The sequence below is a fragment of the Kitasatospora sp. NPDC085895 genome (genome assembly GCF_040702125.1).
Classification (GTDB): Bacteria; Actinomycetota; Actinomycetes; order Streptomycetales; family Streptomycetaceae; genus Kitasatospora; species Kitasatospora arboriphila.
The window spans coordinates 1-11193 of the sequence record NZ_JBFBJY010000144.1; the positions used below are offsets into that span (position 1 = coordinate 1).

The 11193-nt window shown below is 74.8% G+C and carries 7 protein-coding genes; 5 read left to right on the forward strand and 2 right to left on the reverse strand.

All coding sequences use genetic code 11. The annotated features are described in order from the left end of the window. Positions 1-61 precede the first annotated feature (61 nt). Positions 62-1240: an acetyl-CoA C-acetyltransferase gene (locus AB0442_RS40255; protein ID WP_363542768.1), complete on the reverse strand. Its 1179-nt coding sequence runs from the start codon at positions 1238-1240 to the stop codon at positions 62-64. 295 nt (positions 1241-1535) lie between these two features. Between AB0442_RS40255 and mce the strand changes: the two genes are divergently transcribed. The 3 genes from mce (at position 1536) to AB0442_RS40270 (ending at position 7614) form a co-directional block, all read left to right on the forward strand. Beyond that, positions 1536-1967 (forward strand): methylmalonyl-CoA epimerase, encoded by a 432-nt coding sequence (gene mce / locus AB0442_RS40260; protein WP_366168489.1) that lies wholly within the window; start codon positions 1536-1538, stop codon positions 1965-1967. A 473-nt stretch (positions 1968-2440) separates the two neighbouring features. After that, positions 2441-6580, forward strand: coding sequence for a hypothetical protein (locus AB0442_RS40265; RefSeq protein ID WP_366168485.1), 4140 nt, complete (start codon positions 2441-2443; stop codon positions 6578-6580). Between the two features lie 107 nt (positions 6581-6687). Beyond that, positions 6688-7614, forward strand: a complete 927-nt coding sequence (locus AB0442_RS40270) for a cellulose-binding protein (protein WP_344625927.1) — start codon at positions 6688-6690, stop codon at positions 7612-7614. 654 nt (positions 7615-8268) lie between these two features. On the opposite strand, the gene AB0442_RS40275 is transcribed toward AB0442_RS40270, so the two are convergent. Beyond that, positions 8269-9063, reverse strand: coding sequence for an alpha/beta hydrolase (locus AB0442_RS40275; RefSeq protein ID WP_363542761.1), 795 nt, complete (start codon positions 9061-9063; stop codon positions 8269-8271). A 92-nt stretch (positions 9064-9155) separates the two neighbouring features. On the opposite strand from AB0442_RS40275, the gene AB0442_RS40280 reads away from it, so the two are divergent. Both AB0442_RS40280 and AB0442_RS40285 read left to right on the forward strand, forming a co-directional pair. Continuing rightward, on the forward strand, positions 9156-10187 hold the full coding sequence (locus AB0442_RS40280) for an ATP-binding cassette domain-containing protein (protein ID WP_366168487.1): 1032 nt from the start codon (positions 9156-9158) through the stop codon (positions 10185-10187). 1 nt (position 10188) lies between these two features. Then, complete coding sequence (locus AB0442_RS40285) at positions 10189-10953, forward strand: ABC transporter permease (protein WP_366168488.1); 765 nt, start codon at positions 10189-10191, stop codon at positions 10951-10953. Positions 10954-11193 lie beyond the last annotated feature (240 nt).

Consider the following 11193-nt stretch of genomic DNA (forward strand, 5'->3'; position numbering starts at 1 on the left):
TGTGGGGGGGCGCCGGGGGTGGCCTACCCGCCGCCCCGCCCCCGGAGTCAACGCCGGACGGTCAGCCCTGGGCGGGGACCTTGATGATCAGGGCGTCGCCCTGGCCGCCGCCGCCGCACAGCGCGGCCGCGCCGGTGCCGCCGCCGCGGCGCTGCAGTTCGAGGGCCAGGTGCAGGACGAGGCGGGCGCCGGACATGCCGATCGGGTGGCCGAGGGCGATCGCGCCGCCGTTGACGTTGACCTTCTCGTCGGTGACGCCGAGGTCCTTCATCGACTGGTGGGCGACGGCCGCGAAGGCCTCGTTGATCTCGATCAGGTCGAGGTCGGCGACGGTCAGGCCGTCCTTGGCGAGGGCGTGCGCGATCGCGTTGGACGGCTGCGACTGCAGCGAGTTGTCCGGGCCGGCCACGTTGCCGTGGGCGCCGATCTCGGCGATCCAGGCCAGGCCCAGCTCCTCGGCCTTGGCCTTGCTCATCACGACGACGGCGGCGGCGCCGTCGGAGATCTGCGAGGCGGAGCCGGCGGTGATGGTGCCGTCCTTGGTGAAGGCCGGGCGCAGCTTGCCGAGGGTCTCGACGGTGGTCTCGCCGCGGATGCCCTCGTCCTGGCTGAAGAGGACGGGCTCGCCCTTGCGCTGCGGGATCTCGACCGGGACGATCTCGGCGTCGAAGAGCCCGTTCTTCTGGGCGGCGGCGGCGCGCTGGTGCGAGGCCGCGGCGATGGCGTCCTGGACGTCGCGGGCGATGCCGAGGCGGGTGTTGTGGTTCTCGGTGGACTCGCCCATCGGGATGTTCTCGTACGCGTCGGTGAGGCCGTCGTAGGCCATGGCGTCGAGCATCTCGATCGCGCCGTACTTGAAGCCCTCGCGGGACTTCGGCAGCAGGTGCGGGGCGTTGGTCATGGACTCCTGGCCGCCGGCGACGACGACGTCGAACTCGCCGGCGCGGATCAGCTGGTCGGCCAGGGCGATGGCGTCGAGGCCGGAGAGGCAGACCTTGTTGATGGTCAGCGCCGGGACGTTCATCGGGATGCCGGCCTTGACGGCGGCCTGGCGGGCCGGGATCTGGCCGGCGCCGGCCTGCAGCACCTGGCCCATGATCACGTACTGGACCTGGTCGCCGGTGATGCCCGCGCGCTCCAGGGCGGCCTTGATGGCGATGCCGCCGAGGTCGGCGCCGGAGAAGCCCTTCAGCGAGCCGAGGAGTCGGCCCATCGGAGTGCGTGCACCTGCGACGATCACAGAAGTAATCATGAGACGGGCCCCTTCGCGCGTCGGCCATGAGGGTGTGGGGATGCGGCTCAATGTACTGACCCGTAACCCGTGCGTCACCGGCGCCGGGGTGTGATCAGTGGCACTGTCACCCTCCAGTCAACACCGTGTCACGGCGGTCCGGGTGACATTCGCCGGCGGCCCCGGCGGGCCGTCCCGGGGTGAGACTGTGAGCAGGCTCGCACCGCGGGCGGTGGCCAAGGCTCGGCCGCATGCGCTGCACTGGTGCCCACCCTCGTCGACTCCCACCATGGAGGTCTCCGCCGTGCTGACCCGCATCGACCACATCGGCATCGCCTGCTTCGACCTCGACAGGACGGTCGAGTTCTACCGCGCGACGTACGGCTTCGAGGTGTTCCACAGCGAGGTCAACGAGGAGCAGGGCGTCCGCGAGGCCATGCTCAAGATCAACGACACCGGTGACGGCGGCGCGTCCTACCTGCAGCTGCTGGAGCCGACCCGCGAGGACTCCACGGTCGCCAAGTGGCTGGCCAAGAACGGCGAGGGCGTGCACCACATCGCCTTCGGCACCGCCGACGTGGACGGCGACGCCGCGGACATCCGCGGCAAGGGCGTGCGGGTGCTGTACGACGAGCCGCGGATCGGCTCGATGGGCTCGCGGATCACCTTCCTGCACCCGAAGGACTGCGGCGGCGTGCTGACCGAACTGGTGACCTCGGCCGGCACGGAGCACTGAGCCGCAGCGGCGCCGGCCGGGACGGTGCCGCACGGAAACGGAGGGGGTCGTACCGCAACGGCCCCCTTCCCGACCCGTCGGTAACCTCGGAAAACCTCCACTCGGCCATTCCGCTGCAAGCCGGGCACACTACAATGCCCGGGTGCGCCAGTACGCCGGGAGGACCGGTGGGGGCACGGCCGAAGGCGGCCACGGACGGGGAGACCCGGTCGGGCCCGCCGCAGGGGAGTCCATTGAGCGGGCACGGCTGAACAGTCGCAGGTCGGATCTGTCACCATTCTCCACTAGGCAAGAGTTCGCCCAGGAGTCCACCCGGACGAGGGAACGCGGCACCGCCGCGCGCCACCGCCCGCGGACTCCGACCGTGGCAGGCGCTGCGGCTGCAAGGACCAGCAGGTCCGGCCCCCGGGCAGGGATGGGGCGTCGGTACGGCCGGGTCGAGGACGCGACCAGGAGATGGATGGGACCGCGGAGTGCGGGGCAACGACCGCTACGAGGTTGAGGATCACCTCTCCCAGTTCGAGGCCGAGATGGAACGGACTCGCAAGGAGCGGGACAAGACCGTCCAGCATGCCGAGGACCTCGCCTACCAGGTGGAGGTGCTCCGGGCCAAGCTGCACGAGGCCCGACGGCAGCTGGCTCAGCCGCGCGCCTTCGACTCCGTCTCCGGCCAGGCGGAGCAGCTGCTCCGCACCGCCGAGATGCAGGCCGAGCAGCTCCGCGCCGACGCCGAGCGCCAGCTGCGCGAGTCCCAGGCGGCCACCCAGCGCCTGTTGGCCGAGGCCGCCGAGCGCACCGCCCGGCTGGAGGCCGAGTTCGCCACCCGGCGCCACCAGCTGGAGGAGGAGCTCAACGAGTTCCGCCGCTCCGCCGAGCGCCACGTCAAGGAGAACGTCTCCTGGGCGGAGCAGACCCGGGCCGGCACCGAGCAGGAGGCCCAGCGCCTGCTGCAGGAGGCCCGGATCGAGGCCGAGCGGATGATGGCCGCCGCCCGCGCCGAGGCCGCCGCGCTCGCCGACCAGGCCCGCGCCCAGACCGCCGCCGACGTCGACGCCGCCCGCGGTGAGGCCCAGGCCGCCGCCGAGGCCGCCCTGCACCGCGCCCAGACCGACGCCGAGCGCCTGCTGCGCGCCGCCTCCGAGCACGCCCAGCAGGCCAGCGCCCAGGCCGAGGAGCTCCGCGGCAGCGCCGCCAACGAGGCGCAGCAGCAGCTCGCCCAGGCGCACGCCGCCGCCGAGCGCCGGCTCGCCGCCGCGCAGGCCGAGATCGGCGAGCTCAAGCGGCAGGCCCTGGAGGACCAGGAGCGCGCCGAGGCCGCGCTCGCCCGCGCCCAGGCCGAGATAGAACGGCTCCGCGCCGAGGCCCTCGCCGAGGCCGAGCGGGCCCGCCAGGAGGCCGCCGACCAGCTCAAGGCCGCCCGGGACGCCGCCGAGCGGCTGCAGGCCGAGGCCGCGGCCGCCGCCGAGCAGCGGGTCGCCGACGGCGAGGCCGCCAGCGAGCAGCGCTCGCTCACCGCCAAGGCCGAGATCGCCAAGATGGTGGCCGCCGCCACCAAGGAGGCCGAGATCATCAAGGCCTCCGCGGCGACCGCGCGGGCCGAGGCCGACGCCGCCAAGGCCGCCGCCGCCGAGGAGAGCGAGCGGCTGCGCGCCACCGCCGAGTCCGTGGTCTCCCAGCTGAAGGCCGAGGCCGAGGCGGAGCTCGCCGACCTGCGGGCCGAGGTCGAGGGCGAGGTCGCCGCGCTGCGGGCCGAGGCCGAGGCCACCGCCCAGGCGCTGCGCGCCGAGGCCGAGGAGCGCGGCCGCGCCGACGGTGCGAAGGACGCCGCCGTCCACCTCGCCAAGGCCGCACGCCGGGCCGAGGAGGTGCTCGCCCGGGCCACCCGGGACGCCGACACCACCCGTGAGGAGGCCGCGACCGAGGCCGACCGGCTGCGCGCCGAGGCCGCCGCCGAGGCCGACCGGCTGCGCGAGCAGGCGATGGCCGCCGTCGAGGAGGCGCAGAACGCCGCGCTCGACGACGCCGCCTCGATCCGCGAGCAGATGGAGCGGATGCACGAGGAGGCCGCCCGGCTGCGCGCCGAGGCGGAGGAGCTGCGCGCCCAGGCCGCCGCCGAGGCCGACCGGGTCCGCGGCGACGCCCGCCGCCAGGCCGTCGTGCAGATCGAGGAGTCCGCCAAGAGCGCCGAGGAGCTGCTCACCCGCGCCAAGAAGGACGCGGACGAGCTGCGCGCCGGCGCCGCCGCCGAGACCGAGCGGCTGCGCGCCGAGGCGAAGGACCAGGCGCTCGCCACCCAGGGCCGCGCCGAGCAGACCCTCGCCCGGGCCCGCACCGAGGCCGAGAAGCTCCTCGACGCCGCCGACCGGGAGGCCAAGGAGGCGCTGGCCACCGCCCGCGCCACCGCCGCCGACACCCGCACCGCCGCCGAACGCGAGACCGCCGACCTGCGCCGCGCCGCGGCCGAGGACGTGCAGCGGATGCGCGCCGACGCCGAGGAGGCCGCCGAGGCCCGCCGGGCGGAGGCCGAGGAGGCCGCCGAGGGCGTCCGCCGCGAGGCCGCTGCCGAGGCCGACCGGCTGCGCGAGGAGGCCGCCGCCGACGCGGAGGCCGTCCGTGCCGGGGCCGCCGCCGCGGCCGAGGCGCTGCGCGCCGAGACCGACGAGTGGGCCGGCGCCGAGCGCGCTGCCGCCGAGGCGGACGCCGCCGCGCTGCGCGAGGAGTCCCGCCGTGAGCGGGAGGCCGCCTCCGAGGGGCTCCGCCGCGAGCAGGAGGAGACCGGCGAGCAGCTGGCCGCCGCCCGCGCCGCGCGGGAGGCCGCCGAGCGCGAGGCCGCCGAACTGACCATCCGCACCGCGAGCGAGACGGCCGCGGTCCGCGACGCCGCCGAGGCCGAGGCCCGGCAGCTGCGCACCGAGGCCGCGGAGGCGCTCGACGCCGCCCGCGAGCAGGCCGGGACGCTCGCCGCGGAGGCCGCCGAGAAGCTGGAGAAGGCCCGGACCGAGGCCGAGGAGACGCTCCGCAGGGCGCGGGCCGACGCCGAGTCGCTCACCGCCGCGGCCGAGGAGGAGGCCGCCGGGATCCGCAGTTCGGTGGCGGGTCTGCACGAGGCCGCGTCCCGGCAGATCGCCGAGCTGCGGGCCACCGCGGAGCGCGAGAGCCGGGAGCTGCGCGAGACCGCCGAGCGGGAGACGGCCGAGCTGCGGGAGCGGATCTCCGCCGAGCTGGCCGCCGACCGGGAGGCCGCCGCCGCCGACATCGAGCAGCAGCGTGCCGAGGCGGTCGCCTTCGACACCGCGCTGCGCGAGGAGGCGCAGAAGGAGCGGGCCGCCGCCGCCGAGTTCGCCGAGCAGCGGCGCGCCGAGGCGGAGGCCGAGGCCCGCCGCGTCCTGGCCGACGCCGAGGAGCGCTCCACCGCCGCGGTCGCCGAGGCCGAGGAGTTCTCCGCGGCGCTGCGCGGCGAGGCCGAGGAGTACGCGCTGGCCACGCGCCGGCTCGCGGACGACTACGACGCGTCCACCCGCAGCCGGGCCGACGCGTACGACATCGAGCTGCGGGAGGCCGCCGAGCAGTTCGACCGGTCCACCCGGGAGCAGGCCACCTCGGTGCTGGAGAAGGCGTTCGCGGACGCCGAGCAGCTCGGCGAGGAGGCGCAGACCGCGGCGCTGGCGACCACCGCAGCGGCCGAGGAGCAGGCGGACGCGATGGTGGCCGCCGCCCGCAAGGAGGCCGAGCGGCTGGTCGCGGCCGGCGAGGCCGCGGGCCAGGCCGAGGTCGAGAAGGGCCGGTCGGACGCCGACGCCCTGCTGTCCGAGGCCCGCCGGGACTCGACGGCGATCCGCGAGCGCGCCGAGGAGCTGCGCGAGCGGACGGACGCCGAGATCGAGGCGCTGCACGAGCGGGCCCGCAAGGAGAACGCGCAGGCCATGAAGTCGGCCGGCGAGCGGGTCGACGCGCTGGTCACCGCCGCGCAGGAGCAGCTGACCGAGGCCGAGGACCAGGCCGTCGCGACGGTCGCCGAGGCCGAGGAGCGGGCCGCGAAGCTGGTCGCCGCGGCCGAGGAGCGGGCCGCCGAGCTGACGTCGGAGGCGTCCGCCGAGGCGAGCAAGGTCCGGATCGCGGCCGTCCGCAAGGCCGAGGGCCTGCTGAAGGGCGCCGAGCAGAAGCTCGCCGACTCCACCGACCGTGCCGAGAAGCTGATCGAGAAGGCCGAGGCCAAGCTCACCGGCGCCGAGGAGGAGGCCGCCGGCAAGATCGAGGCCGCCGCCGAGGAGGCCGAGAAGCGGCTGCAGAAGGCGGACGAGTCCGCGTCCGAGCAGCTGCGGCTGGCCGAGGAGGAGGCCGAGCGGGTCCTCTCCGAGGCCCGGGCGGAGGCCAAGCGGATCACCGACGAGGGCAAGCGCGAACTCGACGAGCTGGTGCGGCGCCGCAAGGACATCAACACCGAGATCTCCAGGGTGCAGGACGTGCTGTCCGCCCTGGAGGCGTTCGAGGCGCCGTCGCCGGTGCAGCAGGCCAACGGGGGAAACAGGAAGGACGGGGCGCCCCGGGCGGGGGCCGGTGTGGGCGCCCAGCGGTCGGGGGGCAATCGCCCCGGAAGCCCGCCACCCGATTGAGCGGACATTGTCCGTGACTCATCGGCATTTCGCCGATGACACTCCGATAACGTGTCAGGATTCCCTCAACCACCTCAGCGGTCTGACGACAGGAAGCCCTAATCCCCATGAGCGACAGTCACTCCCCCCACGGCTTCGACCTGGTGCGCCGTGGGTACGAGCGCGCCCAGGTCGACGAGCGGATCACCAAGCTGGTGGCCGACCGGGACAGCGCGCTGTCCCGCATCGGTGCGCTGGAGAAGCGCATCGAGGAACTGCACCTGGAGACGCAGACCGCCCAGGCCGCTGTGACCGAGGCGGAGCCGTCCTACGCCGGCCTCGGCGCCCGGGTGGAGAAGATCCTCCGCCTCGCCGAGGAGGAGGCGAAGGACCTGCGCGACGAGGCGCACCGCGCCGCCGAGCAGCACCGCGAGCTGGCCGAGGCCGCCGCCCAGCAGGTCCGCACCGAGGCGGAGAACTACGCCAAGGACCGCAAGGCGAAGGCCGAGGACGAGGGTCTGCGGATCGTCGACAAGGCCAAGAGCGACGCGGCGCAGCTGCGGGCCGAGGCCAACAAGGACGCGCAGAACAAGCGCGAGGAGGCGGACGCCCTCTTCGAGGAGACCCGCACCAAGGCCGCGCAGGCCGCCCTGGAGTTCGAGACCAACCTGGCCAAGCGCCGCGAGCAGTCCGAGCGCGACCTGGCGGCCCGCCAGGCGAAGGCGGAGAAGCGCCTCGCGGAGATCGAGCACCGTGCCGAGCAGCTCCGCCTGGAGGCGGAGAAGCTGCGCACCGACGCCGAGCGCCGTGCCCGCCAGACGGTGGAGACCGCGCAGCGCCAGGCCGAGGACATCGTGGCCGACGCCAACGCCAAGGCCGACCGGGTCCGCAGCGAGTCCGAGCGCGAGCTGGCGGCGCTCACCAACCGCCGCGACTCGATCAACGCGCAGCTGACCAACGTCCGCGAGATGCTGGCGACGCTGACCGGTGCGGCGGTGGCCGCGGCCGGCTCGCCCTCCGACGACCTGGGCGTCCCGGTCCAGCAGTCGCGCTGACGCCCGTGCCGTGACGCGGCCCCCGCCTCCGGGCGGGGGCCGCTTCGTCGTTCACCGGACGGCCGGCGGCCCGTCGGTCCGGATCCGCGCGCCGGTTCCCGGCGGCGCGGGAGGCCGACCGGCCGTGCGACTCACCCGTTCCGCCGTGCTCGCGGCGTCCGCCACGGCCCTGAGCACCCCGACCGCCGCCTCCGCGAGCACCTCCGCCGCGGGCCTGCCCCCGCGCCGCGCCACGACGGCGCCCGGACGTACCGTTCCCCCGCGTCGATCGGCGGCGGGCCGGGAGTTCCGGACGGCCGGGAGTTCCGGACGGTCACCGACCGCGGGCCGGACGCCGACGCCCCGTCGAACACCGGCAAGATCTTCCTGAACCCGACCGCGCCCCGCAGGTCGTGCGCATCCGGCTGGCCCGCGGCGGCGGCGTCGAGGTCGTCCGGTGCATCCCGCTGCGGGTGCCGCGCGGCAGACCGCCCCGGTCACCGGGACGCGCCTGCTGACCGGACTCGGTGAAGGACGGCGCGGTGGTACCGGGCGACGCGGTCACCCGGGTCGACCGGTACGCGCTGCCGGCCGGCCGGCACGGCGTCGCCGTCGCGGCGGTGGGCCGCGGGCCGGGGCGGGGGCACGGCGCCCGCCCCGGCCGGGCCGGCGGGCTCAGCCTCGGACGCGGCGCAGCAGGGCGCGGACGGCGGCGTTGAAGGTCTCGGGGGCCTCCAGCGAGCTGAGGTGGCCGACCGAGGGGATGACGGTGAGTTCGGCGTCCGGCAGGGCCTCGGCCATCAGCCGGGCCTCGGCGAGCGGGGTGACGGCGTCCGCCTCGCCGACGACGACGGCGGCCGGGACGCGGACGCCGCGCAGCACCTCCAGGGAGTCGCCGCGGGCGGCCATGGCGCGTTGGGCCCAGGCGACCGCCGCCGGCGGGGCCTCGGCGATCATGGCGCGGACGTGGGCGGTCAGCGCCGGGTCGGTGGCGGGGCCGAGCAGGCCGGTCTCGATCTTCTCGTCGGCGAGGATCTGCACGCTGTCGCGGGCCTCGACGGCGCGGGCGATCCGTTCGCGGTTGGCGCGGGCCGCCTCGGTGTCGGGGGTGGCCTTGGTGTCGGCGAGCAGCAGGCCGGCGAGCCGCTCGCCGTGGCGGCGGGCGAAGGCCATGGCGACGTAGCCGCCCATGGACAGGCCGCCGACGACGGCCCGCTCCAGGCCGGCCGCGTCCAGCAGCCGGGCGACGTCGTCGGCGACGGCGTCCAGCGAGGGCTCGTCCCGGCCGAGCGGGGCGCCGCCGAAGCCGCGCTGGTCGGGGACGATCACCCGGGCGGCCTCGCCGGCCGGGCCGGGCAGCCGCTCCAGCTGGCAGGCCCACATCCGGGCGGAGAGCGGGAAGGCGTGCAACAGGACGATCGGGGTCCCGGTGCCGTTCTCGGGCGCGGCCGGCGCGCTGGGGAGGCTCATGCAGTCACCGTATTGCGGCTCGCCGAGGGGACGCAGCCGCCGCAGCCGTATGTCCCTTTTGTCATAGCCTGACGAGGACTGAGGGAGCGGACATGATCGAGCTGCACCAGCTGACGAAACGCTACGGCGACACGCTGGCCGTGGACGGACTGAGCTTCGCGGTCCCGCGCGGAGTGGTGACCGGCTTCCTGGGCCCGAACGGCGCCGGGAAGTCCACCACGATGCGGATGATCCTCGACCTGGACCGCCCCACCGCCGGCCGGGTCACCCTGGACGGACGGCGGTACGGGCAGCTCGCCGAGCCGCTCTCGTACATCGGCGCCCTGCTGGAGGCCAAGGCCGTCCACCCGGGCCGCACCGCCCGCGACCACCTGCTGTGGATGGCGCAGAGCAACCGGATCCCCGCCCGCCGGGTCGACGAGGTGCTCGAACTGGTCGGCCTGAGCGCGGTGGCCCGCAAACGGGCCCGTGGCTTCTCGCTCGGCATGAGCCAGCGCCTGGGCATCGCCTCGACGCTGCTCGGCGACCCGGAGATCCTGATGTTCGACGAGCCGGTGAACGGGCTCGACCCGGAGGGCATCGTCTGGATCCGCACCCTGATGAAGGGCCTCGCCGCGGAGGGCCGGACGGTGTTCGTCTCCTCGCACCTGATGAGCGAGATGGCGCTGACCGCCGACCACCTGGTGGTGATCGGCCGCGGCCGACTGCTCGCCGACCTGCCGATGGCCGACTTCATCAAGCAGAACTCCCGCTCGTCTGTACGGGTGCGCACCCCGCAGCCCGAACTGCTGCTGGACGCCCTGCACCGGGCCGGCCTGCACGCCGACCCCGGCCCGGACGGCTCCCTGGAGGTCCCGGACGGCGACCTGGCCTTCCTCGGCGAACTCGCCGCCGACCACCGGATCACCCTGCACGAGCTGAGCCCGCAACAGGCCTCCCTGGAGGAGGCGTTCATGCAGATGACCTCGGACTCGGTCGAGTACCAGGCAGGCTCCCCGCGCCCGGTCGGCCCGGCCGGCCCGGCCGGGGCCGCCGTGGACGGCTCCCCCGCCGCGCCGTCGGCACCGCCCGCGCCGGCCCGGGGCTCCGACTGGCAGGCCCGCAGCAAGCAGAAGGAGAACTGAGATGGCCGCGTTCCCCGCGATCCTCCAGTCCGAGTGGACGAAGCTGCGCACCGTCCGCTCCACGGTCTGGACGCTCGGGCTCGCCTTCGTCGTCACGCTCGGCCTCGGCGCGCTGATCTGCACGCTGGCCAACAACAACTTCGCCGACTTCGCGCCGAAGAACGCGCCGTTCGACGCCACCGGCACCGCGTTCGCGGGGATCATCCTGGGCGAGATCGCCATGGTGGTCTTCGGGGTGCTGGCGGTCGGCAACGAGTACAGCAGCGGCATGATCCGGGTGTCGCTGGCGGCCGTCCCGCAGCGCGCCACCCTGCTGGTCGGCAAGGCCGTGGTGATCGCCCTGGCGGCCTTCGCGGTGGCGCTGGCCACCGTCTTCATCACCTTCTTCACCGGGCAGGCGCTGCTCGGCGGGCACAGCACGACGATCACCGAGCCGCACGTGCTGCGCGCGGTCTTCGGTGCGGCCGGCTACCTGACGATGATCTGCCTGTTCTCGGCCGGGGTCACCGCGATGCTGCACAACCAGACGCTGGCGCTGGGCGTGCTGGTGCCGTTCTTCTTCCTGCTGTCGCCGATCCTCGGCGCGGTGCCGAAGGTGAAGACGGTCGCCCACTACTTCCCCGACTACGCGGGCCAGCGGATGCTGCTGGTCTACCAGGAGCACAACCAGCCGTTCGGCCCCGGCGCGGGCTTCCTCATCTGCCTCACCTGGACCCTGGCCGCCCTCGCCGGAGGCGTCCTGGTGCTCCGCACCCGCGACGCCTGACCGACCGTCGGGCCACGGCCACCCCGCCCTAGGTCGCGTATTTGGTCGTGATCAAGCGATGGTTCTGGTGAGGTCTTTGATCCAGATCATTGCGCCGCGAAGGTGGAGGCCGGCGAGGTAGCTTGCGGGCGTCTTGTCATAGCGAGTGGGTGCGCCACGAGGCGCCGTGGAGTCGAGTGAGGTGAGAGACCTGCACCGCCGGGTTGTCGCAGCAACCTGGTTGAAGCTGAGGGCAGCTCG

What these genes read in the sequence shown, in the direction of transcription:
- AB0442_RS40270 (WP_344625927.1), top strand. Translation starts at nt 6,688, where the DNA reads ATGAGCGACAGTCACTCCCCCCACGGCTTCGACCTGGTGCGCCGTGGG.
- AB0442_RS40280 (WP_366168487.1), top strand. Translation starts at nt 9,156, where the DNA reads ATGATCGAGCTGCACCAGCTGACGAAACGCTACGGCGACACGCTGGCC.
- AB0442_RS40285 (WP_366168488.1), top strand. Translation starts at nt 10,189, where the DNA reads ATGGCCGCGTTCCCCGCGATCCTCCAGTCCGAGTGGACGAAGCTGCGC.
- AB0442_RS40275 (WP_363542761.1), bottom strand. Translation starts at nt 9,063, where the DNA reads ATGAGCCTCCCCAGCGCGCCGGCCGCGCCCGAGAACGGCACCGGGACC.